Annotated in this window: 23 protein-coding genes; 5 read left to right on the top strand and 18 right to left on the bottom strand. The window is 67.1% G+C overall.

Going from position 1 to position 25,786, the window contains the following annotated elements; genetic code table 11:
- Positions 1-60 precede the first annotated feature (60 nt).
- A complete protein-coding gene (locus FGL98_RS03540; RefSeq protein ID WP_146315272.1) occupies positions 61-2,292 on the bottom strand; it encodes a transglycosylase domain-containing protein in 2,232 nt (743 codons plus the stop codon).
- A 165-nt stretch (positions 2,293-2,457) separates the two neighbouring features.
- On the opposite strand from FGL98_RS03540, the gene FGL98_RS03535 reads away from it, so the two are divergent.
- From FGL98_RS03535 to FGL98_RS03525, 3 genes are all read left to right on the top strand, one after another.
- Positions 2,458-3,042 carry a PadR family transcriptional regulator gene (locus FGL98_RS03535; RefSeq protein WP_146315271.1) on the top strand — a complete coding sequence of 195 codons (585 nt, stop codon included), beginning with the start codon at positions 2,458-2,460 and terminating at the stop codon, positions 3,040-3,042.
- A 70-nt stretch (positions 3,043-3,112) separates the two neighbouring features.
- Positions 3,113-4,192 carry an inositol-3-phosphate synthase gene (locus FGL98_RS03530; protein ID WP_146315270.1) on the top strand — a complete coding sequence of 360 codons (1,080 nt, stop codon included), beginning with the start codon at positions 3,113-3,115 and terminating at the stop codon, positions 4,190-4,192.
- 203 nt (positions 4,193-4,395) lie between these two features.
- A complete protein-coding gene (locus FGL98_RS03525) occupies positions 4,396-5,193 on the top strand; it encodes a peptidyl-tRNA hydrolase (protein WP_186525956.1) in 798 nt (265 codons plus the stop codon).
- A 589-nt stretch (positions 5,194-5,782) separates the two neighbouring features.
- Here the strand turns inward: FGL98_RS03525 and FGL98_RS03520 are convergent.
- From FGL98_RS03520 to FGL98_RS03505, 4 genes are all read right to left on the bottom strand, one after another.
- Complete coding sequence (locus FGL98_RS03520) at positions 5,783-5,995, bottom strand: hypothetical protein (RefSeq protein ID WP_146315269.1); 213 nt, start codon at positions 5,993-5,995, stop codon at positions 5,783-5,785.
- Positions 5,996-6,197: 202 nt separating this feature from the next.
- Positions 6,198-7,067: a C2 domain-containing protein gene (locus FGL98_RS03515; RefSeq protein WP_146315268.1), complete on the bottom strand. Its 870-nt coding sequence runs from the start codon at positions 7,065-7,067 to the stop codon at positions 6,198-6,200.
- A gap of 201 nt (positions 7,068-7,268) precedes the next feature.
- Positions 7,269-8,045 (bottom strand): TIM barrel protein, encoded by a 777-nt coding sequence (locus FGL98_RS03510; RefSeq protein ID WP_146315379.1) that lies wholly within the window; start codon positions 8,043-8,045, stop codon positions 7,269-7,271.
- A 56-nt stretch (positions 8,046-8,101) separates the two neighbouring features.
- Positions 8,102-9,133 (bottom strand): Gfo/Idh/MocA family oxidoreductase, encoded by a 1,032-nt coding sequence (locus FGL98_RS03505; RefSeq protein ID WP_146315267.1) that lies wholly within the window; start codon positions 9,131-9,133, stop codon positions 8,102-8,104.
- A gap of 173 nt (positions 9,134-9,306) precedes the next feature.
- Between FGL98_RS03505 and FGL98_RS03500 the strand changes: the two genes are divergently transcribed.
- Positions 9,307-10,329 carry a LacI family DNA-binding transcriptional regulator gene (locus FGL98_RS03500; protein ID WP_146315266.1) on the top strand — a complete coding sequence of 341 codons (1,023 nt, stop codon included), beginning with the start codon at positions 9,307-9,309 and terminating at the stop codon, positions 10,327-10,329.
- A 33-nt stretch (positions 10,330-10,362) separates the two neighbouring features.
- Here FGL98_RS03500 and FGL98_RS03495 read toward each other — a convergent pair whose 3' ends face one another.
- Together FGL98_RS03495 and FGL98_RS03490 are read right to left on the bottom strand one after the other, a co-directional pair.
- Entirely contained in the window at positions 10,363-11,565 is a 1,203-nt protein-coding gene (locus FGL98_RS03495; protein WP_281289146.1) for an MFS transporter, read from the bottom strand.
- A 96-nt stretch (positions 11,566-11,661) separates the two neighbouring features.
- Positions 11,662-12,699 carry a Gfo/Idh/MocA family protein gene (locus FGL98_RS03490; protein WP_146315264.1) on the bottom strand — a complete coding sequence of 346 codons (1,038 nt, stop codon included), beginning with the start codon at positions 12,697-12,699 and terminating at the stop codon, positions 11,662-11,664.
- Positions 12,700-12,807: 108 nt separating this feature from the next.
- Here FGL98_RS03490 and FGL98_RS03485 point away from each other — a divergent pair, with 108 nt between their 5' ends.
- Complete coding sequence (locus FGL98_RS03485; protein WP_146315263.1) at positions 12,808-13,992, top strand: phytanoyl-CoA dioxygenase family protein; 1,185 nt, start codon at positions 12,808-12,810, stop codon at positions 13,990-13,992.
- 198 nt (positions 13,993-14,190) lie between these two features.
- Here FGL98_RS03485 and FGL98_RS03480 read toward each other — a convergent pair whose 3' ends face one another.
- The 11 genes from FGL98_RS03480 to FGL98_RS03430 all read right to left on the bottom strand — a co-directional run bounded on the left by FGL98_RS03480 (position 14,191) and on the right by FGL98_RS03430 (position 25,785).
- Positions 14,191-15,078 (bottom strand): sugar phosphate isomerase/epimerase family protein, encoded by an 888-nt coding sequence (locus FGL98_RS03480; RefSeq protein WP_146315262.1) that lies wholly within the window; start codon positions 15,076-15,078, stop codon positions 14,191-14,193.
- A 39-nt stretch (positions 15,079-15,117) separates the two neighbouring features.
- Positions 15,118-16,146, bottom strand: coding sequence for a Gfo/Idh/MocA family protein (locus tag FGL98_RS03475; RefSeq protein ID WP_146315261.1), 1,029 nt, complete (start codon positions 16,144-16,146; stop codon positions 15,118-15,120).
- Positions 16,143-17,063, bottom strand: a complete 921-nt coding sequence (locus tag FGL98_RS03470) for an ATP-binding cassette domain-containing protein (protein WP_146315260.1) — start codon at positions 17,061-17,063, stop codon at positions 16,143-16,145. The genes FGL98_RS03475 and FGL98_RS03470 overlap by 4 nt, the downstream gene beginning before the upstream one ends.
- A complete protein-coding gene (locus FGL98_RS03465) occupies positions 17,060-18,109 on the bottom strand; it encodes an ABC transporter permease (RefSeq protein ID WP_186525955.1) in 1,050 nt (349 codons plus the stop codon). Before FGL98_RS03465 ends, FGL98_RS03470 begins: the two co-directional genes overlap by 4 nt.
- Before the next feature lie 6 nt (positions 18,110-18,115).
- Entirely contained in the window at positions 18,116-19,138 is a 1,023-nt protein-coding gene (locus FGL98_RS03460) for a sugar ABC transporter substrate-binding protein (protein WP_146315259.1), read from the bottom strand.
- A gap of 127 nt (positions 19,139-19,265) precedes the next feature.
- On the bottom strand, positions 19,266-20,162 hold the full coding sequence (locus FGL98_RS03455) for a TIM barrel protein (RefSeq protein ID WP_146315258.1): 897 nt from the start codon (positions 20,160-20,162) through the stop codon (positions 19,266-19,268).
- Positions 20,159-22,102, bottom strand: coding sequence for a 3D-(3,5/4)-trihydroxycyclohexane-1,2-dione acylhydrolase (decyclizing) (gene iolD, locus FGL98_RS03450; RefSeq protein WP_146315257.1), 1,944 nt, complete (start codon positions 22,100-22,102; stop codon positions 20,159-20,161). The genes FGL98_RS03455 and iolD overlap by 4 nt, the downstream gene beginning before the upstream one ends.
- A complete protein-coding gene (iolB, locus tag FGL98_RS03445) occupies positions 22,099-23,025 on the bottom strand; it encodes a 5-deoxy-glucuronate isomerase (RefSeq protein WP_146315256.1) in 927 nt (308 codons plus the stop codon). Before iolB ends, iolD begins: the two co-directional genes overlap by 4 nt.
- Positions 23,022-23,906, bottom strand: a complete 885-nt coding sequence (locus FGL98_RS03440; protein WP_146315255.1) for a Cgl0159 family (beta/alpha)8-fold protein — start codon at positions 23,904-23,906, stop codon at positions 23,022-23,024. The genes iolB and FGL98_RS03440 overlap by 4 nt, the downstream gene beginning before the upstream one ends.
- Complete coding sequence (gene iolC, locus FGL98_RS03435; protein ID WP_146315254.1) at positions 23,906-24,895, bottom strand: 5-dehydro-2-deoxygluconokinase; 990 nt, start codon at positions 24,893-24,895, stop codon at positions 23,906-23,908. The genes FGL98_RS03440 and iolC overlap by 1 nt, the downstream gene beginning before the upstream one ends.
- Positions 24,895-25,785 carry a sugar phosphate isomerase/epimerase family protein gene (locus FGL98_RS03430; protein ID WP_146315253.1) on the bottom strand — a complete coding sequence of 297 codons (891 nt, stop codon included), beginning with the start codon at positions 25,783-25,785 and terminating at the stop codon, positions 24,895-24,897. The genes iolC and FGL98_RS03430 overlap by 1 nt, the downstream gene beginning before the upstream one ends.
- Position 25,786 lies beyond the last annotated feature (1 nt).

The following is a 25,786-nucleotide window of genomic DNA, read 5'->3' as shown; positions in this document are numbered from 1 at the left end:
CTGTTTTATTGAATCATTCCAGTAAGGCTCGCCTGGCCGACCCTCGTGACCGTTCGGCGGTCAGGGAGCGGCCGGTGCGGTCGACCGGCTCGGCCCGCCCCCGGGAGCCTGACTGGCCGGCGGCTGGGTCGTGGAACGCGGAGCCGTGGGCACGGGCGTGCTCGTCGGGGGCGGAGTGCTCGTCGGGGGCGGAGTGCTCGCCGTGGGCGGAGTCGTGCTGGGCGGGGTGCTGGACGACGAGCTCGACGAGCTGCTCGAGGAAGGGCTGGAGGTGGTCGACGTCGCCGGCGGGGGGGTGGACGTCGTCGATGGCTGGGTCGTGACCGGCGCCTGCGTGGCGGTCGCCGCCCGATTGGCGGCGCTCAGCGGCGGCAGCGGCGTCTTCGGCTGGCCCGCCAGCGCCGCCTGCATGAAGTCCAGCCAGATCGTTGCCGGCACTTCACCCCCGTAGAACATCTGACCCGCCTGGGCCAAGGACTTGGTCCCGGCGGCCTTGCCGGCGCCGGCATACATGCCGACCGAGGTGGTCAGCTGCCCCGGAGTGAATCCGGTGAACCACGCGGACATGAACCCGGTCGTGGTGCCGGTCTTGCCGGCCGCCGGCCGGTTGATCTGGCCGGCGCTCGCGTGCGCGCTGGCACCCGGGTCGGTGAGCACGTGGCTCATCGCATTGGTCACGTCGTCGGCGATCGACTTGTCAACCACCTGGGTGGTCTTCGGGTGCGCCTGGTAGCTGTAGCTGCCCTCCACACTACTGACCTTCTGGACCAGATATGGCGTGGCCCGCTTGCCGCCGTTGTTGACGGTGCTGTAGGCGTTGGCCATGTCGGCCACGTGCACCGATGCCACACCGAGCACGTTGTTGATGTCGGTGTCGGGAGATCCCGACTTGGTCATGCCCGGGTCAGTCGCCGGAATACCCATCTTCTGCGCGGTGAGCATGGTGTTCTTGGGTCCGACGTCCTGGTTCAGCTGCAGAAAGACCGTGTTCACCGAGTGCGACAGGGCCGTGTCGAGATCGATGTCGCCGAACTGCTCGTGCAAGTCGTTGTGGAAGCTCGTCCCGCCGATCACCAGCGGGCTGGCGCCGCTGTAGCGCCGGCTCAGCGGAATGCCCTTCTCCAGCGCCGCTGTCAAGGTGAAGACCTTGAACTGTGAGCCAGCCTGCATCGTCGCCTGGGTGGCCGAGTTGTAGGACGTCTGCGCCGATCCGCTCCCGCCATACATCGCGACGATCGCGCCGTCCGGCTTCTGGGCGACCAGCCCGGCGTGCAACGCCTCGATCTGCGCGGTCTGGGACGGCACGTTCTTGTTCACCGCGCTCACCGCCGCGTTCTGGTCCTTCTGGTTGATGGTGGTCGTGATGCGCAGGCCGCCGCGGGCAATGTCCTGATCGGTCAGATGCAGCTGCGACTTGAGCTGCGCCTTGACGTCCTCGATGATGAAGCTCTTCGGCCCGGTGCCGTAGTCGGGTGCCTTCGGCTTGCTGAACGTCGGGAAGGTCTGTTGGTTCCGCACGGCCTGGCTCAGCCAGCCCTCCTTGACCATGCCGTCCAGCACGTAGACCATGCGGGCGTTGGCGCGCTGGGCCGCCGCCGCGCCGTACTGCGGGTCATAGAGCCCCGGGGCATTGATCACCGAGGCCAGGAACGCTCCCTGGCTCACCGTCAGCTTGGACACGTCGGTGTTGAAGTAGGCCTTCGAGGCGGCCTGGATCCCGTAAGCGCCGCGCCCGAAGTAGGTGTTGTTGAGGTAGTCCTGCAGGATCTGCGCCTTGGAGTACTTGTGATCCACCTTGATGGAGATCATCGCCTCCTTGAGCTTGCGGGTCACCGAGCGGTCCTGGCTCAGGAAATAGTTCTTCACGTACTGCTGCGTGATCGTCGACCCGCCCTGCTCGGGGTTGCCGCGCAGGTTGTTCCACAACGCCCGGATGATGCCGCTCGGCGAGATCCCGTTGTTGCTGTAGAAGGTGCGGTCCTCTGCCGAGAGAAACTCATGCTGCACCGTCGTGGGCACCTGGCTCAGCCTCACGTCCTGCCGGTCGACCTGGCCGATGCGGCCGATCTCGGTGTGCCCGTCGCTGTAGTAGATGATCGACGACTGCTTCTGGGCGTCGGCGTTCGGCTGCGGGATGCCGGTGCGCAGGTAGATGACCACCAGCACGATGACACCGAGCAGGAACAGTCCCACCAGGCTGAAGACCGTGCGCACAGCAACCTTGAACCACAGGCTGTGCTCTTTGCGGGGGCGCCGTCGCCGGGACGTTCGCGCGCTGCTCTCAGATGTCACCGCTGAAGGGTAACCCGATCACATACGCCTCACCTGAGACGTGCCCAACCCGTGACCGGGAGACTCGATGTATCGACTCGATACATCGTGCGCTACAGTGATGGTGACAAAGTCCCATTTTGTCACCTTGCGATTCAACCGTCGTCCAGCCGAGAGGGGTATGCCGTGTCCAGACGTGGCGCCATTCTCGAGCTGGCCGTGCTGGGGCTGCTGCATGATGCCCCGCTGCACGGGTATGAGCTGCGCAAGCGGCTGTCGACGGTGCTCGGCGCCTTCCGCGTCGTGTCGTACGGGTCGCTCTACCCTTGCCTGCGCTCGTTGGTCGAGCGCAGGTGGATCAGCGAGTCCACCGAGGCTCGTGGGACCGGCAGCAACCCGGTGGCGGGCAAACGAGCCCGCATCACCTACGAGTTGACCGCCGAGGGTAAGGAGCAGTTCCAGGAGCTGATGTCCCAGACGGGACCGGCCTCCTGGGAGGACGAGAACTTCGACGTCCACTTCGCGTTCTTCGGGCGCGCGACCAGTGACGTGCGGCTGCGCATCCTCGAAGGACGCCGCAGCCGGCTCGAAGAGCGCCTCGATGCTGCTCGGGAGACAAGCAAGGAACGACGTGCGCGGGTGGACAGCTACACGGCTGAGCTGCACCGGCACGGTCTGGAGTCGACCGAGCGCGAAGTGCGCTGGCTCTCCGAGCTGATCGAAACCGAACGATCGGCATACAGCAGAAAAACTCAATCAGAAACGCAGTAACTAATCACGTCAGCGGCACCAGCGCGAGGCTCCGGCCACGCGCGATGGAGCCGGGGCAGAAGGAGCAGTCATGGGATCGGTGCGCGTCGCCATCGTCGGCGTCGGCAACTGCGCGAGCTCGCTCGTGCAGGGTGTTGAGTACTACAAGGACGCCTCACCCGAGGCGTCGGTGCCCGGCCTGATGCACGTCAAGTTCGGCGAATACCACGTGAACGACGTCGAGTTCGTCGCCGCGTTCGACGTGGACGCCAAGAAGGTCGGCTTCGACCTGTCCGAGGCGATCAACTCCTCGGAGAACAACACCATCAAGATCGCCGATGTGCCGCCGACCGGCATCACCGTGCAGCGCGGTGTCACCAACGACGGTCTCGGCAAGTACTACCGCCTGACCATCGAGGAGTCCGACGCCGAGCCGGTCGACATCGTGCAGGCGCTGAAGGACTCCAAGGCCGACGTCCTAGTGTCCTACCTCCCGGTGGGTTCCGAAATCGCCGACAAGTACTACGCCCAGTGCGCCATCGACGCCAACGTCGCGTTCGTCAACGCGCTGCCCGTCTTCATCGCCTCAGACCCGGAGTGGGCCAAGAAGTTCGAGGACGCCGGCGTGCCGATCATCGGCGACGACATCAAGAGCCAGGTCGGCGCGACCATCACGCACCGCGTCATGGCCAAGCTGTTCGAGGACCGCGGAGTGCAGCTGGACCGCACGTTCCAGCTGAACGTCGGCGGCAACATGGACTTCAAGAACATGCTCGAGCGCGATCGCCTGGAGTCCAAGAAGCTCTCCAAGACGCAGGCCGTCACCTCCAACCTGGAGCACGACCTGGGCGCCCGCAACGTGCACATCGGCCCGTCCGACTACGTGCAGTGGCTGGACGACCGCAAGTGGGCCTACGTCCGCCTCGAGGGTCGCGCCTTCGGTGACGTGCCGCTGAACCTGGAGTACAAGCTCGAGGTGTGGGACTCCCCCAACAGCGCCGGCATCATCATCGACGCCATCCGCGCGGCGAAGATCGCCAAGGACCGCGGCATCGGCGGCCCGCTGCTCTCCCCGGCGGCCTACCTGATGAAGTCCCCGCCGGAGCAGCGTCGCGACGAGGTTGGCCGCGCCAAGCTCGAGGCCTTCATCTCCGGCGACGAGCCCCGCTGATCTGACTGCAGCGCTCGACAACCGTTGAGCGAGGCCCGGTTCCCTGCCCAGGGGACCGGGCCTCTCGGCATACCGACAGGACTCGCCCCGTCCAGCGGCACCGCATTCCCCGGTATGCCGTGCACGCCGGATGTGCGCCCGACGTCGAGTCCTGTTCGTGTGGCCGCGGCGGCCACCGCCCTCACCTCGGCGATGATGGTGCGGTGACGTCGCTCCCCACGCAGGTGCTCGATCCGCTCCGCCACCGGTATGACGACTGGCTGGCTCTCGACGAGCACGGCGTCGTCGACGACCGGGCGGAGGCCGCGCAGGACGTGCGCGCCCTGCAGCTGGTGGTGCGGATGGAGCGCGACAGCACGCCGAGCTGGCATGCGGCGGTTGCACTCAGTGCCTCCGCCGCCGTCGCGGTGTGCCTGGACCCCCGCTCCGCGGCGGGCGGCGCGTGGCACGAGGCGGTCACGGCATACTGCACCGGCCATATTCGCAAGGTGACCCGCCGCGCCCGCGGAGCGCACTGGGGCGCCGTGCAGGAGCTGCCCGGGATCACGCTGGGCTGCGGTGACACGCAGGTGCGCGCGCTGGTGCCCGGTCGCGCGGTCGACCTCGACAAGCGGGTCTCCCGGCTGCAGGTCGGTGGCACGGACGCGCCCCACGACGGGCGGCCCGTCGCGCCGGACGGGCCGACCCTGCGGATGTGGCTGCCGCCGCAACCACCGATGACCCTCGGCAAGTCGATGGCCCAGACCGGCCATGCGGCGATGATCGGCGCCGCGCTGCTTGCCGAAGCCGACCCCGGAGCACTCGCACGCTGGGCCGGAGCGGGTTACCCCGCCTACGGCATCCGTGCGGACGCGACCACCTGGCGCGAGCTCGCGGGCATGCTCGCCGATCCGCAGAGGGCCTGGCGGGACGCGCGCCTGCTGGCCGTGCGCGACGCCGGGTTCACCGAGATCGCGCCGGGCACCCTCACCGTCATTGCGCAGGCCCCCGCGTCTGGCTGACAACCGCACCGAGCCTCATCACACCGACAGGACTCGCCGACCCGGTCGAACCACCAGCCCCCGGTATGCCGAACGTCGCGCCGCGGTTCACCGCCTCGACTCCTGTTCGTGGCACCCGGGGTGTGCAGGATTACGGCGCCGGTAGCAGGCGGCGCTGCCGCATCGTGGCCTCGATCATCTGGCGCACCCAGTGCGGCCGACCCATGACATCCGCATAGGTGAAGCGCAGCACGATCCAGCCGGGCGCAAGCCAGCTCGGTGTAGCGCCGGCAGTCGCGCTGCAGTCCCTCGCGCGTCCCGTGGAACTCGAAGCCCTCTGCCTCCAGCACGATTGCGCGCTGCACGTCTGCGCGGTCGACCATCGCGAAGAACCCCGGCCCGGTGATCACCTGCGGTGGTTGCACGTGAAACCCTTCAACGTCGAGCGCGACCGCCCGACGGCACGACTCGAGGGGGTTGGCGGCCCGACCGTCAGCGGCACGAAGCACGCGCCGAGCGGCGACGGCATTCCGGCCGGTCAACCGATCCGCGAGCGCCCGCAGGTCGCACGGTTCGTCGCGCAGCGACCACCCCCACGCCGCGGCCGCGCTCAACTGGCTGAGGACGGCCGTATGCCCATCCGCCGCCTTGAGCTGCTCGGACACCGCAGGCAGGACATAGCGACCTCGAGCCACCCTGACCGCCGGCCATCGACCAGCGCGCGCCGGATCACCGCGGGCCGCACACCGGCACCGACCAGGTCGCCGCGCACCACGACACCGCCGCGCTCCCGCAGGATGCAGGCCAGACGATCGTCGGACATGACCTCCACGCTGCCAGGCGCAGCACCCCCGACTGAGGTTATCCACAGGCCATTCGGGCGCCGGATACCCACCGCAGTCTTGCCGGCTCGGCACACCAACAGGAGTCATGGCCGCCCTCAACTCCACATTCCGCGGTATGCCGGCGGCCCACTCCGGGCGCCCGGCTCGACTCCTGTTCGTGGAACGGGTCCCTAGGCCCGGCTAGAGCGTGAGGTCGTTGGACCTCTTGCCGAACTTGCCGCTGAGGAATCGGTGGCTGGCCAGCAGGTCCTCACCGCCGATGGTGGTAGCCTCGGCCATCTCGTCGTCGACGGCCGCCAGCAGCAGGTTCAGCTGTTCGGACAGCAGCTGATGCCCGGTCTTACCGTCCTGCAGCGGCTGCACGTTGGCCATCGTGGGCGGCAGGGCCAGGTAGGCCCGCACTGCCTCCGGCGCGTAGCTGTGCTCGATCTCGTGCACGGTGTATCCGTGCCGGCCCTCGTTCAGACCGCGCTCCATCAGGTAGGCGCGCGTCACGCGACACCGGTCTCGCAGGTCACTCAGCTGAGCGCGGCAGTCCTTGGGCACACGGATGTCGTGGGCCATGGCGCGCAGATCTGCCACGGGCCGAGCGACCGACTCCACGGTCTGCGCGGCGGCGTCCGCACTGACCTTGGCGCGACGGGCCCGCGGCATGCGGCGCCCGCGGGCGCCGCAACCGCGCCAGGACCCGCCGCGAGTGAAGAAGACGGCGACAGACATCCACGCGACGACTGCCAGCGCCCAGGTAGCCCCGAAAGCGGCGAAGGCCACGACGCCGACCACCGCTCGGCTGAGCGGACGCCACGACTTGCGGGGCGAGGACCACGCGTAGGCGCAGAAGGTGGCCAGGCAGATTGCGGCGACCGGCTGGGCGATCCAGTGTGCGCCGGTCAGCGCCAGTGCCGCGGCGACGGCCAGCGCCGCGATGGCGCGAACATGCTTCGTCGGCCCCCGGCTGAACATCGAAATGACCAGCGCGAACAGCGTGATCCCCCCCAGCGGACCACTTACGGCCGCCGGGAGAGAAAACAGCGTCGGGATCGTCGGCACCACGCACCTCCTGGCTTCTCGATGCGGGCCCGCCCCCAGCGGAACCGCTAATCCCAGGCTACCTCGCCGGGTCAATGTCCGCCCGTGCCATCTGTCACGCCAACAGGAGTCGAGTCGCGCCGCTTCGGAAACCTCGCCGCATACCGGCCGCCGTCCTGCCGAGTCCTGTTGCCATGGGGTCAGCCATCGACCTCAGCGGTGTTACGAGTCGCGCAACGCCGTGTCAGGACTGAACGCTTCCCGGAAGCGCTCCAGGGCCACGGCGCTGTCCCCCGACGCAAACGCCTCCAGACCCACCGGTCCCGCGTAGCCCATCTTCACGAGCGCCCGGGCGATCGCCGGGTAGCTGATCTCACCCGTGCCCGGCTCGCATCGCCCCGGCACGTCGGCGACCTGGATCTCGCCGATGTGCGGCAGCGCCTGACGGCAGAGCTCGATGAGGTTTCCCTCGCCGATCTGCGCGTGATACAGATCCAGCATCAGCCGCAGATGCGGGCTGCCGACGGTGTCCACCAGGGCCAGGCAGTCGGCAACCGTGGCGAAGGGCACGCCGGGGTGGTCAACGCTCGTGTTGAGGTTCTCCAGCACGAAGGTGACGCCGGCCTTCTGGCCGAGGTCTGCGATCCGAGTGAGCGTCCGCTGAGCGGTGAGCCACATCGCCCCGGTCGCGACGGGTTCGGGTCGCACGGGCAGCCCGTCCGGGCCAAGACCGGTGCCGTGCAGGTTCAGACGCGGGATCCCGAGACGCTGCGCGACGGGCACCGATTGCCGAGCCGTCTCCAGCAGCTCATCGCCGCCCGCCCGATCACCGAGCCGACCGCTGACGTACCCCGTCATGGACGAGTAGACAACTCCGTCGCGGCGCAGGGCATCGAGCTCGTCGAGATCGTGCCGGGTCCAGTCCCAGATCTCCACCTGGAACCCAAGACCATGGATGCGCCGCACTCGTTCCGCGAACGGTAGATCCATGAAAACCATCTCCGCGCACACCGCGAGCGTGAACGGGTTTCCGGTCAGTCCACTCTGGAGGGATGTCACCGCACACCGGCCCGGTCCGCGTCGTGGATGGTCACGGTGGCGCCCGTCTCGACCGCTTCGATGCACGCAAGCGCGATACGTAGTGCCGCGCGAGCGTCCGTCCCGCCGACCGCTGCCGGGGTGCCGTCTCGCACCACTGCGCAGAAGGCGGCGAGCTCCCCGGCATACGCCTCGGCGAACAGCTCGGTGTCCGCGCGCGCCGTCGGACTCGACACCCCGTCCGCGTTCCAATGGGTCGTGTGCAGATGAGACGGGCTGCCGGCTGCGACCATGCCGCGAGAGCCGAATGCCTCTGCCCGCACGTCATATCCGTATGCAGCAGCGAAGCTCGCCTCGGCCACGGCGATCGCGCCGTTGTCGTATCGGATGGTCACCACCGCGGTGTCGAGCAGGCCCGCGTCGCGATAGTCGGGCGCCACCAGCGCGTCGGCCATGACACTGACCTCCACGGGCCGGGCATCGGGATTGAACCAGCTCAGGACGTCGAAGTCATGGATCAGCGTCTGGGTGAAGATCGTCCATGGTGGGACGGCGCTGGGGTCGGCCAGCCCCGGATCCCTGGTGAGCGAGCGCAGGAGCTGTGGTGTGCCGATCCCACCGTCGACCACAACGTCGTGTGCAGCCCGAAATTCGGGTGCGAACCGGCGGTTGAAGCCGACCTGGAGCGGCACTCCCGCCGCACGGCAGGCCGCGATGGCGCGGTCTGCGTCGGCAAGCGTAAGTGCCATCGGCTTCTCCACGAAGACCGCCTTGCCGGCCTGCGCCGCCGCTACGACGAGCTCCGAGTGGGCGATGCTCGAGCAGGTGATGGCGACCGCCTCGATGTCGGGACGCTCGATCAGGGCATGCGCATCAGTGAGCCACGGCACGCCAAGTGCCTCCCCAAGGTGTTGCGCGCGACCCGGGGCAGAGTCGGCTACCGCGACAAGATCGGCTTCGCTGAGGCGGCGTGCGAGCGTGGTCGCGTGATGGGTGCCGATGCGGCCTGTGCCGATGAGGCCGATGCGAACCGGGCTGCGGTGAGTCATGGATGCTCCTTGAATGCTTTAACTAGAGCGCTCTAGTTAAAGCATTCAAGAACAAGACACCGCGCCGAGTCAAGAGCATGGCGAGATCCGATGGAACGCACGGTGGAGTCGCCACCACGCATTGCCGGAGGCGCCGACGAGAAATCCGCAGAGGGACGACTAGGGTGCGAGCCATGTATGGTCACCGGGTCACGATGGAGGATGTCGCGGCGCAGGCAGGTGTGTCCCGTGCGCTGGTCTCCATCGTCTTCCGTGGAGTTCCCGGGGCATCGGATGCCACCCGGCAACGAGTGCTCGACGCCGCCGTGGGGCTCGACTACCGGCCCGATAGGCGGGCCAGCCGGCTCGGCCGCAGCCGGAGCCGGACGATCGGCGTGGCGTTCCACGTGGGCGATGCGTTCCACGGCGACCTGCTGGGCAGCCTCTACCGCCATGGCGACACAGCCGGATACGAGATCGTCCTCAGCGGCGTCACCGCCTCGCGCGCCCACGATGAGGCCGTCGAGACGCTACTCGCTGAGCGGTGCGAGGCACTCATCCTGCTCGGGGCCCAGCAGTCACGCACGGACCTGGCCAGGCTCGCTGCACGACTGCCGGTGGTCAGCGTGCTGCGCAACGTCCACGCCGAGGACATCGGCGTGGTGCGGACTGACGACGCTGCCGGCCTGCGGCTCGCTGTCGAGCACCTGCACGGGCTCGGCCACACCCGCATCGCCCTGCTCGACGGCGGCCGGGCCGCGGGTGCGGCCGACCGGCGCCGCGGCTACCGCGTCGGCATCCGCCACTCCCCCGGCTTGTCCGAAGCGCTGCTTCCAGGCGGCGTCACCGAGCTCGAGGGTGCCGAGGCCGCACGGGTGTTCCTTGGCCTGGGTTCGGATCGACCGACCGGCGTGGCAGCGTTCAATGACCGCTGCGCTCTCGGCTTCATCGACGTGGTGCGCCGGGCGGGCGTCCGAGTGCCGGATGACCTATCCGTCGTCGGGTTCGATGACATCACGGAGGCGGCCTATCCGCACATCGCGCTGACCACCGTGCGACAGGATGCCGCACGGCTGGGCGCCGAGGCCGTGCGGGCCGTGGCCGACCGTCTGGAACGCGGGACTGCGGCCGGATCGGTCACGATCGAGCCGGAACTCATCGTCCGGACGACTACGGCCGCAGTGCAATCCGGGGAGGCAGGCAGACGAGCCGGTTGATGCTGCATCACGGACTTGAACCGGCTGCGGTGGTCAGGATGTCCGCTCTGCTGCCGTCCCCCCGCTCGCGGCGAGTGACCTGCCGCTCGGTGACCCGCGCCCAAGAAACACCAGGAGTCCGATAGCGGTGAGGGCAAAACCGCCTGCCACGGCTGCTGAAACGCCACGAGTCGCCAGCAGCGCTCCACCGGCAAGAGAGCCTATGAAGCTCCCCAGGTTGGCTGTGCCGGATGCAAGGGATGCTGCCAGGCGTGGCCGGTGCGGCAGCTCTCGCATGTACAGGACCATCGCGCCGGGGTTGACACCCCCGAGAAGGATGCCCATCATCGCGATGCCTACGCCGGTGGTGACCCCTGGCCAGAGCCGAAGAAGGAGCATCACGGTCCCCGTAATCCCGACCGCACCGAAGCACACCACCGAAACGCCTGCGGCCCGATCGGCGGCCCAGCCACCGATGACATTTCCCGCGTTCATGCCGACACCGAAGATCGCCATATACGCGGCAACGGGAAGCACTGCCACAGAACCCTCGGACCACCGAGATATCGGTGCGACAAAGGTCATGATCGCAAAACCGCCGCCGGCGAGCAGAGTAATCGCTGCCATCAACGTCAGGGACTGTCTGGTTGTCGCCCTTGCTCGAACTGCTGCATGAGGGATATCGGACAGCGCTGGAAGGCTGATGAACACAAGAGCGACCACCGGGGCCGCGAAAAGAATCGAGCAGAGGCCGATCATGACCCGCCATGCGCCCCCAGAGCCGGCTGCGGTGAACAGTGGTACGCCAACGAGATTGGCCGCTGTAAGACCGCCGATCACCACGGCGTTACCCCGACCTTGATGATTTGGCCCAAGTAGGCGCGCAACGACGACGGATGCAAGTCCCGTATACGTCGCATGGGCCAATGCGGCAAGAAAGCGAAAGGTGATCGCGACCGGCAGTGAAGGACTCAGGGCCGTCAGCAACGTCCAGAGCATCATGCTTGCAGCACACCAGATAAGAGCCGCCCGCACCTGAGATTTCCGCAGCAGGAAAGGCATCACGACCGTACCTGTCGCAACGCCGAGCGCATACCCTGCTGTCATCCACCCCGTGGTCGCCATCGCAGCCTTAGGGCTTCTCCGGTATAGCTGTCCGGACAGACTTGCCGCGATCTGCGGGAGCAGCCCCATGACCAGGAATTCACTTGTCCCGATGCCGAAGGCACCGCACACCAGCGCAGCAACCAGGATCATCTTCCGTGGACCACGCAGGGTGTTCGCAGGCGTCATGGCGTCTGCAGACATGGATGCCAGGACCGCTCCGTCGTCTTGCCTCCGAGTGGCCCGGGCTCAGCGACGCGCAATGATCGCCTCATCGAACGTGATGCCAACTGCCTCCCGGATTCGGTCCATGACGGCCAGCGTGCGAACCGTGTCGGCCATCGGTCGCAGTGGCGAGCCCGTCTGACCGTCCGCGATGCAGCGAGCAACCTCCGCGGCCTCGAAGTGCAATGCGTCATGGTCCACCGCAGGCTCGTCGAATTCCAGGCGTGCGCCGTCCCGCCCGGTCAGGGCAAATGGTCCGGTCCGGTAGAAGAACCGTTCGATGGAGATGGTCGCCTCGCTCCCGGCGATCACCGCAGTGGTCGGGGTGACTGCCTGCAGCGTGGTATGCAGTGCCGCAACCGCATTGGGTGAATGCAGCGTGATCGCGAGCTGGCCGTTGATCGTCGTGGTGGCCGCAGTGCCTACCGCCTGCACAATGTCCGGGTCGCCGAGCACCCATGTCGCGAGCATGACCGGGTAGGTGCCCAGGTCCAGCAGCGGTCCACCGGCGAGGTCAGGGCGCAGGATTCGGTGGTCGGCTGCGAAGGCCTCTCCGATGTCGGCGAGCACCGCCGTCGGCTCACCCAGCACCCCGTCCGTAAGCAGCTGCCGGATGACGTCGTACTTGGGCAGACACAGCGTCCACAACGCCTCCATGCAGAAGACACCCGCAGTCCGCGCTGCGTGGTGCATCGTGCGGGCCTCGTCGGCGCTGAGCCCGATCGGCTTCTCGACCAGCACATGTTTGCCGGCCTCGATCGCAAGCAGGGCATTCGGCAAGTGCAGGTGGTGAGGGGTCGCGATATAGACGACGTCCACCCGCGGATCGGCGACCAGCCCCGCATACGAGCCGTATGCCGTAGCCCCGCCCCATCGGTCGGCGGCGCGCTGGGCGGTGGGCAGCGTCCGGGATCCGACGGCCTGAACCACCTGTCGAGTGTGCCTTTGCAGTGATCGGACGAACTGCTCCGCAATCCAGCCGGTTCCAAGGATCCCCCATCGCAGTCGCGGAGCCGTCTGGGAGTCCGGCGTGCGAGGCACCGGGAGACTACGCGGAAGCATCCCTAAATGCTAACATCATTATGTCCTCACATTGTGATGTTGACCGCATCAAGGTGCCCTCATGGTCCGCGCTGATCGCCAGTCACCATCCCACCTCAGGGAGATTGCATGAATACGCAGCAGTTGCAGCCCAGCCGACCGTCGCGCCTGCGGCCACAAGACTGCCGCCTTGAGGACCTCCTGGCTGTCCTGCGCGACACCACCCCGGCGCAGGACTATCCGCTCGCGCGCAGGGTCGAACAGGGCATCCTGGTCTACGAGGCGGCCGATCTGGTGCGGGCCGGGTCGTCCGCTGCCGGCCGTGAGTCGGCATACGACGAGCTGTCGCACGCTTTGTCGCAGGGGCCGGGCATCGTGGTCGTCGAGGGCGCGTTCGACGTCGGTGTCCTCGACCGGGTGACCGCCGCGTTCCAGGTGCTCATCGACGCGCAGCATGGTGCCGGCGTCGAAGCTGGTGACCACTTCGCCGCGCCGGGAACCAACGACCGGGTCTGGAACGCATTGGAGAAGCTGGCCGTCGATGATCCTCGTGGATTCGTCGACTACTACGCGAATGACCTGGTGGCGCTGGCTGCAACAGCCTGGCTGGGTCCGGGTTACCAGGTCACCTCCCAGATCAATGTCGTCAACCCCGGTGGCGTCGGCCAGACAGTGCATCGCGACTATCACCTCGGATTCCAGTCGCCCGAGGTGTCCGCGACGTACCCCGCCCACGCGCACGACCTGTCACCCGTGCTCACGCTGCAGGGCGCCGTCGCGCACGTCGACATGCCGCTCGCGTCCGGGCCGACCCTTTACCTGCCGCACTCCCAGAAGTACCGCCTCGGGTACCTGGCCTACTGGCTCCCGGAGTTTCAGGAGTACTTCAGGTCCCACCACGTGCAGCTGCCCCTGCACATGGGTGACGCGGTGTTCTTCAATCCCGCGCTCTTCCACGCTGCCGGATCGAACGTCTCCTCGAGCATCCGGCGGATGGCCAACCTGCTGCAGATCTCCTCCGCGTTCGGCAGGGCGATGGAGTCGGTCGACCGGGAGCGGATGCTCAACGCGATCTACCCGATCCTTCGGCAGGAGAAGTCGGCCGGTCGGCCGGACCGCGACCTGGACAACGTGATCGCCGCGACGGCCGAGGGCTATCCGTTCCCAACCAACCTGGACCGCGACCAGCCTGTCGACGGGATGTGCCCACCGAGCCAGGCCGATGTCGTCCGCGCTGCGCTGACCTCGGATGCGTCACTCGATCAGCTGACGCACTCCCTGCAGACACTCGCGGACGCCAAGCGGAGTCACTGATCCATCCGGCCCGCACGACCGGCACCAGGCGGGCCTGATTACCGGGACGCTACCCGGATGCGCCGGCTCAGGGACCGGTTCTCACACGCAGTTGAGGGCCGCCGAGCCTGGGACGACGACCAGACCCGTCGAGGTCCGGTCCAGCATGTCGAATGACTCCTCAAGTGCAGTATTTCGCTCGCCCTATCTTAACGTCCATCAGGTGATCGACGACTCCAGGCGGGAAGGACTTGCCCAACCACTCAAGTAGTCACGAATGGTGTCGCGCATGAAGATGCTCGATTCGGTCGCGCGGTCCTCCCAGGCGAACACACACGAGGTGACGATGCCGTCGAAACCGACCTGCTCCAGCGTGCTGAAGAACTCTTCGAAGTCGACGTCACCTTGCCCGATATCCAGATGCTGGTGGACCGTTACCTGCGCACCGGGAGGATTGACGATGTAGCGCTGGCCCGAGGACACGGTGTGGTCGTAGGAATCGGCAACGTGCACCATGCTCAGCAGCTCACCGGCGTGCTGCATGATCCCGAGGCAGTCGTTGCCCTGGTGGAAGGTGTGTGGCGCGCAGTACAGGAACGAGACCAGCGGGCTGTTGATGGCGCGGATGATGTCCACGGCCGCTCTGCCGTCCTCCTCCCAGTCGTAGGGATGGGGCTCCAGTACCAACCGGATCCCCTCCTTCTCGAACACGGGCAGCAGCTCGTCCATCGACCGCCAAAACTGCGCCTCGCACCGCGCAGCTTCCAGCTTCGTCCCGTTGAACTCGCTGTTCATGGTGTCCACGCCCAGGTCGCTGGTGATCTGGATAGCGCGCTTCCAGTAGCGCACCGCCGCCTGCCGGTCGTCTTCGTCCGGCCCGCTCCACCGGTACAGCGGCAGAACGGATGAGACGCTGACACCCGCTGACGACAAGGCCTTACGGAATGCGCGGACTCTCGCATCATCGGCACGAGGGTGCGCGTAGAAGGGCGTGAAGTCCTCCCGTGGTGACAGCTCGATCCACTCATACCCCAGGTGCGCGACCAGCGCAGGCAGCTCCAGCAGTGGGACGTCCCGGAACATATATGGGTCCAGGGCAAGTTTCATGTCGAGATGGCCCTTTCCATCGTTCGCCCAAGTGGTGTGTCAGGCACCGACCAGCGTCCGGTCCGCGAGATCCACGGTGACCGGCTCACCCGTCGCGAGCGACTGCATACCCGCGGTGCAAACGGCTGTGGCCGCATAGCCGTCCCACGAGGTGGGGCCGACGACCTGCCGGCGGCGCGATGCGTCGATCCAGGACTGGACCTCCAGGTCGTAGGCTCGAGCAAATCGCGTCGTGAAGTCCGGGTGCACCTCACCGCCCCAGGAGCCGTGCTCGGCGCCGGCAACCGTCGAGTAGAGGCCGGTCTGTGGGCGTCCGGCAATCAGCGTGCCACGCTCGGCGACCGCCTCGCAGCGTACTTCGTAGCCGACCTGACAGTTGCAGAAGACCTCCGAGGTCACCATCCCACCGCCGGCCATGGTGAAGATGGACACCTGTGGATCGGCGACGCCCGGTAGGGCGTGCGAGGTCGGAGCCGGTGACAAGACGGTGATCGAGGTGATCTCCTGACCGAACAGGAAACGTGCGACGTCGACTTCGTGCACGAGTGAGTCGCGCACGATCATCTCCGACCGGAAGTCCGGGTTCGGGACGGACTTGTTGCGATGCGTGTTGTGCAGCAGCAGTGTCCGTCCGAGCCGCCCGGAGTCGAGGACCCTTTTCATCTGGGCGTACTCGGGATCGAATCGGCGCATGAACCCGACCTGCAGCAGGGGCGCACCCGCGACGGCTTCGGCCTCGACCAGTCGCAGTGAGGAGGCGCTGTCCATCGTGAGCGGCTTCTCGCACAACACATACTTCCGGTGCACGATGCAGGCGAGTACTTGATCCTCGTGGACCGAGCCGGGCGAAGCGATGATGACGGCGTCGACCTGCGGATCGGCAATCAGCTCCATGGGGTCGGAGATGACCCGCACTCCGTCAAACCGGGCCGCGAGCCGGGCGGCCCGGTCCTGGTCCGGATCGGCGATCGCGACCAGCGCCGCGTTGGCCGAGCGATGCGCGACCCGGGCCGCGTGATCGGCTCCCATCATGCCGACTCCGATGATTCCGACACGCAGCACACTCATTCCGTCTCCTTCTCTTCCGCTACGACTTCGGCCAGCTCGTCACGTGACAGCTCAGGTGCGGCGACGTGCGCCTTGCCCTGCGTCGGCGCAACCACTTTCGCCGGATCCATGCTCTCCAGCTCGTGACTCAGGTCTGCCAGTTCTTGTCCGCCCGACATCTCCGTCGTCAGCTGCTCCAGGGTCAGCCGGTCCCGGTGCTCGTCCAGCACGACTCGACCGAGCTTGAGGATGATGAAGTGGCTGCCCACCAGGTAGGCGTGATGGGGGTTGTGCGTGATGAAGATGACGCCCAGCCCGGCATCTCGCGCCTTGACGATGTACTTCAACACGACGCCTGACTGCTTGACGCCCAGTGCGGCGGTCGGCTCGTCCAAGATGATGACCTTGGCGCCGAAGTAGATCGCTCGCGCGATCGCAAGACACTGTCGCTGGCCACCGGACAGTCGTGCCACCGGCCGGTCGAGGTCGGGTATGACGATCCCCATCTTGCTCAGCTCTGTGCCGCAGATCCGCTTCATCGACTTCGTGTCCAGTGTGCCGAGGATTCCCTTGTGCATCTCGTTGCCCAAGAAGAAGTTTCGCCAGACCGACATGAGCGGCGCCAGTGCGAGATCCTGGTAGACCGTCGCAATGCCAGACGAGAGTGCGACCCGAGGAGACGGGAAGTGCCGGATCTCGCCATTGACCCGCATCTCTCCATCGGTGTAGTCGTGCAGTCCTGCGATCACCTTGATCAGGGTGGACTTGCCGGCGCCGTTGTCGCCGAGCACGCAGGTCACCTCACCCTGACGCACGGTGATGTTGACCCCTCGAACGGCGTGCACGTTGCCATAACTCTTGCCGACGTCCATCAGCTCGAGGATCGGTGTTGTCGGGTTGTCCGGCATCTCGATGCCGGTCTCGATAGAAGCGGTCATTTCTGATCCGCCTTCTTTCTGACGATGAGGTTGACCACGGTGGCGAGCAGCAGCATTGCACCGAGGAATGCCTTGAACCAGTCGGGGTCCCACCCGGCATAGGTGATGCCCAACTGGGTCATCCCGAAGATCAGTGCGCCGATTGCGCCGCCAATCACCGATCCGAGTCCGCCGTCGAGCAGGCAGCCACCGATTACTGCGGCAATGATGTAGATGAACTCGTTGCCCACCCCGTTGCCGGACTGCACGTTGTTGTAGTTGAACAGCATGTGCATGCCGAGCAGCCAGGCACAAAAGCCGACTGCCATGAACAGCCCCATCTTGACCCAGAACACCGGAACGCCGGCGGCCCGAGCGGCCTCCGCGTCTCCGCCTACCGCAAAAATCCAGTTGCCGACCCTGGTGCGCAGGAGCACGTAGGCGCCGATGATCACCAGGACGATCCAGAACAGGATCGGGACCTGCAACGGAAGCGAACCGATGGTGACACTTCCGGCGAAGAACGACTGCGCACTGTCCCAGCCCTGCACGTTCTGGAGGTTGGGGGAGCTGACACCCCCGGCGATCGCCTGGGTGAGCCCCAGGTTGGCTCCCTGCAGGATGAAGAAACTACCGAGGGTCACCAGAAAGCTGTGCAACCCGGTCAGATGCAGGATCCAGCCGTTGAATGCGCCGATTGCCAACGAGACGACCAGCCCGATCCCGACCCCGGTCCATACGTTGAGGCCGAACTCCCAGGTGATCAGTGCGGTCGCCAGGCCCGAACTCGTGACGGCCACGCCCGCGGACAGGTCGAACTCTCCACCGATCATCAGCAGCGACACCGGAACTGTCATGATCCCGATGGTTGCGGACTGGTAGAGGATCGTGCCGACCGTCGGCACCTCCCGGAAAGCCGGCGCGACGGCGAGGAACAAGATTGCGACCGCGATTGCGCCGAGAAGCGCACCAATTTCCGGTCTGCTCAACGTGCGGGCGGACAGCGACCTGGCACCGACCCTGTCGTCGGTCGGGTTTTGGTTCGGGTCCACCGTCGTCGTGGCCACGGTGGGTCACCTCGTGCCCTTGGCGGCGTACTTCGCCACCGCGGCGATGTTGGAGGAGTCGATGAACGATGGTCCCGTCAGCACCGGCTGGCCGCCGCCGATGGTGTCGCCGTTGGTCTTGTAGAGCCACAGCGAGTCAATGGCCAGGTAGCCCTCCAGGTAGGGCTGCTGGTCGACGGCCCACAGCACCTTGCCGCTCTTGATCGCGCCAACGAGCTGTTGGTTGGTGTCGAACGTGACGACCTTGGCCTTGCTGTTCGCGTTGGACACGGACTTCACGGCGTCCAACGCGTACGGAGCCCCGAGGGTCAGCACGTAGTCGATCGACGGGTCCTGTGCGAGCTTGGCCTGGATCGACGAGGTGACCGCCGAGTCATCGGTTCCGTCGACGTTGATCTGCTCCATTTTGCCTTCGGATCCGAGGCCCTGTTTCGTGCCGTTGCATCGATCCAGCAGCTGCTGCTGCCCCGCGGTCTGGTCGACGCAGAGGACGTTCTTGGCACCCTCCGCGGCGAGACGCTTGCCGGCCGCCTTGCCTGCGACGAGCTCGTCCTGACCGAAGTAGCCGATCGCACCGAGGCTCATCGCGTCCTTCTCACCGGCGTTGAACATCGACACCGGGATGCCGGCCGCTACAGCCTTCTTGATCACGGCACTGAGCGCGGGGGTGTTCGGATCGGTCACCGCAATGCCGTCGACCTTCTTGTCGATGGCGGCCTGGATCAGCTGCGCCTCCTGTGGCGCTTGCGCACTATTGGAGTACGTGTAATTGATGTTGTCCTTCTGGGCTGCCGCACTGGCACCCTTGCGGATGATGTCCCAGAAGGTGTCTCCTGGCTGGGCGTGCGTGATCATCGCCACGGTCATCGTCGGGGTGCTCGCCTTGCCGGCGACTGCGGCTGCGCTGTTCGCGGCACCTGAGCTGCCGGTCGAAGTAGCGTTCTTACCGCCTGTCGAGCTGCAGGCCGCAAGCGATACGGCGGCTGCGGCGCAGACCACGGCCATCATGGTGCGGTTCTTCCGGTTCATCTCTTTCTACCTTTCGGGCTGCCATCGCACCTGGCGGGCGATGGTTCGGGGGGTGATATAGACCTTTCGACGCGCTTCGGTCCACCGCTCGTCTGCTCGGTCGCGTTGGTCGAGAATCCTGTGCCATTCATCGAAGCGGCCCGCATGCGTGCAGGGTGGTCAGGGTTCTGGTGGCAATCGGCAACGGCTGGTCGGCCACGCACGGGTACATGTCCTGTTCGACGATTGCGAACATGTCCTGGTCGAGCTCGGCGAGCGAGGCAAGGATCGGTCCCATCTCGGGCACCCCAAGCGGCGGCTCGCACATCGCGCCCATCGCGACGGCCTGGCCGAAGCCGATGCCGTCCCGGTGCACCTGGTCGACGACGGCAGGATCCACCTGTTTCAGATGGACGTAGCCGATCCGTTCGCGATGGCGACGGATCAGATCGAGATTGTCACCACCGCAGTAGGCGATGTGCCCGGTGTCGAGGCACAGCGAGACGAGGGCAGGATCGGTCTCGGCAAGGAATCGCTCGACGTTCACCTGCGTGTCGACATGGGAGTCGGCGTGTGGGTGGAACTGGATCCGAAGGCCGAACTCGTCCCGAATCGCCTTGGCAAGCCTGTTCATCCGCCTGGCGTACACCGGCCATTCCCCATCGGTGAGTTGCGCATCCTCGATGATCTCGCCTGTGGACGGGTCACGCCAGAAGTCTGGGATGACCACCAGGTGCTCGGCTCCCATCGCTGCAGTGAGACGGGCGGCATCGGACACGTCCTTCCAGGTCGAGTCCCATGAGTCGGTTCGGTGCAGGTGCTCGAAGATGGTCCCGGCGGTCATCTCCAAGCCACGCCTACCGAGCTCATCCTTCAGCTGCTCGGGCTCGGTGGGCAGGTAACCGTAGGGTCCGAGTTCGATCCGGGTATAGCCCGCTTGCGCGACTTCGTCGAGGAATCGAACCCACGGGGTCTGTCGCGCGTCGTCCGGGTACCACACACCCCAACTGTCCGGGGCGCTACCGAGCTTGAGCGGTCGAGTCATTCGCCAACGCCTTTCGGTGCAGGTGGTTCGAGGTAGGCGCGTTGCGCCGCCTTGTGCTGGGTGTAGGTCGTGTAGGCGGTTCGCGTCGAATCCAGCTCGGAGACCGCGCTGACCGGGACGTCCCACCAGGAGTCCGAGTCTGGAGCATCGATCAACGGATCGGTCTCCACGTGGATCACGACGGGACCACCGTCCGAGGGTGCGCGCTTGGCTTCAGCGATCGCGGACTCCAGCTCGGCGCGAGAGTGCACCTCGATGACCTGGGCGCCCAGACTGCGCGCGTTGGCCGCCAGATCGATCGGCAGCCGCTCGCCATCGAGACGGCCATCATCGGTCCTATACCGGTAGCGGGTGCCGAAGCGCTGCGATCCGAGGCTCTCCGACAGCGAGCCGATCGAGTGGAACCCGTGGTTCTGCACCAGCACGACGATCACCTTGACCCGCTCCTGAACCGCCGTGACAAGCTCCGTCGGCATCATCAGATAGCCGCCGTCGCCGACCATGGCGAAGACGTCGCGTGACCGGTCCGCCAGTCGGATGCCCAGCGCCGCGGGCACTTCGTAACCCATGCACGAGTAGCCGTACTCCACGTGGTAGGCCTTGCGGTCGCGCACCCGCCAGAGCTTGTGCAGGTCACCGGGCATCGAACCGGCCGCGCACAGGACGACGTCGCGTGGGTCGGACAGCTCGTTGACGCAGCCGATGACACTGCCCTGCGTCAGGATCCCTTCGGCCAACTGCTCGGTGACCGCGGCGGGCGGATGATAGGCCTGCTCGACCTGAGCGTCCCACTGGGCCCACAGCCGGGTCTGCTCGTCCCGGTACTCTCCGTCGACGGCATACCCGGCGAGCTCGGGGAGGAGCGCCTCCAGTGCCTTTCGGGCATCTGCGACGACCGACAGACCGGCCTGCTTGCCGGCGTCGAAGCCGGCGATGTTGATGTTGACGAACCGGACCCCGGGCGCCTGGAACGCCGTGCGTGAGGCCGTCGTGAAGTCGCTGTAGCGGGTGCCGACCCCGATCACGACATCCGCGTCTCGAGCAAGGCCGTTGGCCGCGGTCGTGCCCGTCGAGCCGACCGCACCCATCTCCTGCGGATGGCCGTGCGGCAGTGACCCCTTGCCGGCCTGGCTCTCCCCGACCGGGATACCGGTCACCTCGCAGAGTGCCTGCAGCGCGTGCTCGGCGCCGGAGTAGTGCACTCCGCCGCCGACGACGAACATCGGGCGGCGCGCGGAGCGAATCACCTCTGCCGCAGCGGTGATCCGCGCAGCCTCAGCCGCCGGACGGGCGATGTGCCAGGTCCGCTCGGCGAAGAGCTCCGTCGGCCAGTCGAACGCCTCGGCCTGCACGTCCTGGGGCAGGGCGAGGGTCACCGCGCCGGTGTTGACTGGGTCGGTGAGCACTCGCATGCCGGCCAGCAGCGCGGAGGGCAACTGCTCGGGCCGCATGATCCGGTCGAAGTAGCGGGACACCGGACGGAACACGTCGTTGACCGTTATGTCACCCGCGTAGGGCGCCTCGAGCTCCTGCAGCACCGGCGCCGAGACACGAGTGGCGAACGGACCGGACGGTAGCAGCAGCACCGGGATCCGGTTGATGGTGGCCAGCGCGGCACCAGTGACCATGTTGGTCGACCCAGGGCCGACAGAGGCCGTGCAGGCCCAGGTCTGCAGTCGGTCTCGCTGCCGGGCATACGCGACCGAAGCGTGCACCATGGCCTGTTCGTTGCGAGCAACCACGTAGGGCAGGTCCGGGTGACCGCCGGCGGCGATCTCCTGCTGTAGCAGAGCCTGCCCGATGCCGGCGACGTTGCCGTGCCCGAAGATTCCGAAGACGCCGGCGAACAGCCGCTGCCGTTCGCCGTCCCGCTCGGTCCACTGCACCGCGAGGAACCGGATGATCGCCTGGGCGACAGTGAGTCGGACACTGGCGGTCATGCGTTGCCCCCCAAAGGAAGTCGAGGATCGATGTCCTGCCCTGACCAGGTGTCCCGCACCCAGCTGTGCGTCGGATCGTCACAGATGAGCCACGCCCGGGACGGCCCCGGCCCGGCCATCACGTTGAGGTAGTACAGGTCGTAGCCCGGCGGCGCCGCGGCCGGGCCGTGCCAGCCGTGCGGCACCAGCACGACATCGCCCGTCCGGACCTCGGCGAGCACCTCGATCGGATGGTCCTGCGTGCCGTAGACCCGTTGGTATCCGACGGGTTCCGCACCCTCCGGAGCACCGGACCCGGCCTCTGGCTGGAGCTCGAAGTAGTAGATCTCCTCCAGCTGGGTCTCCTGGCCGGCTCGCTCCTCGTCGTGCTTGTGCGGCGGGTAGGAGCTCCAGTTGCCGGCCGGGGTGATCACCTCGCAGGCGATGATCGAGTCGGCGTCCAGCACGGCGGGAATGGCGAAGTTGTGCACCTCGCGGGACGCCTGCCCGGCGCCGCGCAGCTCCACCGGGACGTCCGTCGCAGCGACGTGTCGGAACGCCACGGGGTGCTCACGCTTGGTGGCGTGCGCGCCGCACAGCGCGACTTTCGATGTGCCGCGTGCCGGTCCGGTCAGGACCAGGTGGGCCTCCCGCGGGACGTAGGCGACGTCGGTGACCCCCGCGAAGACGGAGCGGCGCCCGGCCAGCTCGATGTCGTGCGCCGCTCCGTCCGCGCTACGCACCTGCACCCGGACACTGCCGGAGAGCGGGACCACGACATATTCCCAGCTGCCGCAGTTGAGTTCGCGCCGGTCACCCGCGGCGAGAGTGGCCACCCGCAGTGCGGTGTGTTCCCACCCGGGTTCGGACGCGTCCACGGCGACCGGCCAGCCGTCCGTCGTAGCGGTGCCGAGCGGTTTGAACCAGCGTCCGTCGTCCTTCATCTCGTCGACGGCTTTCCGTGCACCAGCTCGGAGGCGATGTCGACGGCAGCCGCCACGTCGCCGTCGTGCGGGTAGAGGAGGGCTCGACCGACGACAAGTCCGCGCACCGGGGGCAGGGCCAGCGCATCACCCCAGGACGCATAGGTCTCGTCCGGGTCACCGGTCGGGTCACCGCCGAGCAGCAGGGTCGGCAGCGTCGTCGCGGCCATGACGCGTTCCAGCTCGTCGACCACCGGGACCTTCAGCCAGGTGTGCGCGCTGCTTGCGCCGAGACCGGCGGCCACGCTCATGGACAAGATGGTGCTGTCCGGGTCGAGCAGGTTTCGCATCCGGTCGCCGTCCCGCACCGACCAGAACGGCTCGATCATCGCCATCAGGTTGCGCTCCGCCAGCGCCGTGACCGCGGCTGCGGTCGCCTCCAACGTCGCGACGGTCGCCGGGTCCCCCAGGCAGATCCGGGTCAAGGTCTTCCCGCCATCGAGGCCCTGCGCGGCCAACGCCTCCGGCGTGTATGCCGTGAACCGGTCGTCCATCTCGAAACTCGCGCCCTGCAGGCCACCTCGGTTCATCGAACCGACCGCGACCTTGTGCTCCAGTGCTCCCATCAGCAGCAGGTCGTCCAGGATGTCCGGCGTGCCCAGCACCCCATCCACCCCGGGGCGAGACAGTGCGGTCGCCAACCGATCCAGCAGGTCGACGCGGCTGGACATCGCCCGCTGGTCGGCGCGCACCCCAAGCGCGCCTCGCGCCGGGTGATCGGCAGCCACCAGAAGCAGGTTCCCGTCCTCGGCGAGCAGGGGCCGGCGCGCCCGCCGCGCCCAGGACGCGCCGATCCGTTCGGGTTCACGAGCCCGGATCTCGGTGATCTTCGCGACGTCCATCAGTGCGCGCCTCCCGTTGCTCCCGAAGCAGCCTCGGCGCGGGACGCGAGCGCGTTCCGTACTTCGGACGAGGTCGGCATCGCCGTGGAGCATTCGAGTCGCCCGGCGACTATCGCACCGGCGACGTTGGCGAACTCGATCGTCGTGCGCAGGTCCCAGTCGCTCAGCAGGCCATGCACGAGCGCGCCGCCGAACGCGTCGCCGGCGCCGAGCCCGTTGACCACGTCGACGGGGAATGGTGGCACCTCGACCCGCTCATCGCGAGTCGCTGCGAGCACGCCCTTGGGCCCCTGCTTCACAACTGCCAGGTCCAGTCCATGCGCCAGCAGTGCGTCGACTGCTCGCTGCGGCTCGGTCTCGTCCACCGCGACCGCGCACTCTTCGCGGTTTCCAACGGCGACGGTGACGTGCTCCAGCGCTTGGGCGACCTGCTCGTGGGCAGCTCTCGGGTCTGACCAGAACATCGGCCGGTAGTCGAGGTCGAGCACGGTGTGGGTGCGGCGCTCTCGCGCCTGCCAGGCCGCGAAGTGTGCCTGCCTGCTGGGCTCCTGGGACAGGCCGGTCACCGTCGACCAGAAGACGCCGCATGCCCGGATGGCGTCCATCGGGAGCTCGGCCGGCTCGATCAGCAGATCCGGTGCCGTGGGGTATCGGTAGAAGTACAGCGGGAAGTCGTCCGGCGGGAAGACCTCACAAAAGGTCACCGGGGTCGGGGGTCCGGGCATGCCGATCTCGGTGATGTAGGCCGGGTCGACGCCCAACCGGGCCGCCTCCCGCCGGACGTACCGACCGAACGGATCATGCCCGACCCGGGTGATCAGTGCCGCGCGCCGCCCGTGCCGGGCTGCGGCAACCGCCACGTTTGTCGCGCTGCCGCCCAGGAACTTCTCGAACGTCTTGACATCCTCAAGTCCGATGCCGTGGTCCAGCGGGTAGATATCGACGCCGGTACGCCCCATGGTGATCACGTCGAAGTCGGCGGTAGCCATCACTGTCCACCCCCGGCGCGGCGGACAAACTCCAACGAGGTGCGCACATCAGCGCGCGGGTCGACGCCGGTGTCGGCCGGTGCGCCCGCCAGGACCGTGTCCTGCTCCAGGACGTACCAGCCGTCATATCCGGCAGACTCCAACGCCCGGATGATGCCCGCGATGTCGACATCCCCGTGACCCAGCGGCGCATACATCCCGGCCGCAACGGCGTCGGTGTAGGACGCCGCGCCGGACTGCACCTTGCGTGCCCAGTCGAGGTGGACGTCCTTGAGGTGGCAGTGAACGATCCGGTCCGGGTGTGCTTGCGCCAGCGACACCGGGTCACCTCCGCCGATCACCAGGTGTCCCGTGTCCAGACAGATGCCGATCGCACAGCCGCCGATGACCCGCTCAGTCTCTTCCCCTGACTCGATCATCGTGCCGACGTGCGGATGCAGGGTCGCCACCAGACCGCGGTCCCGCGCCGCGGCGTTGATTCGATCCAGGTTCGCCAGCAGCGTCGCCCAGCCGGGGTCATCGAGCACGGGCCGCTCGTCATACCCGTCCTGCCCGGTCGCTGCGGCCAGCACCACGGTGCTCGCGCCGGCCGCGGTGAGACCGCTCATCGCCGCATCCACGGTCGGCAGTGGATCCACCGATGCGTCGTGCAGGACGACTGGCACGAACTGCCCGACCGCCTTCAGTCCATGGCCGGCCAGAGTGGATGCCTTGTCCGCGGAAGTGTCGGGCAGGAACCCTTCAGGCCCGAACTCGGTCGCTGCCAGGCCGACTTCACGCATCTGCGTCAACACGGTCTCGGGCCGGAGCTGGTACCCCCAGCCGGGCACTTCGCATACTCCCCAGGAGATGGGCGCGCCGGCGATCCGGCTGCCGATCGGCGTGGCCATC

This window comes from Leekyejoonella antrihumi, from assembly GCF_007845645.1.
Classification (GTDB): Bacteria; Actinomycetota; Actinomycetes; order Actinomycetales; family Dermatophilaceae; genus Leekyejoonella; species Leekyejoonella antrihumi.
Note: the sequence above shows the minus strand (reverse complement) of the source record. Positions and strands in the feature narration are given on the sequence as shown.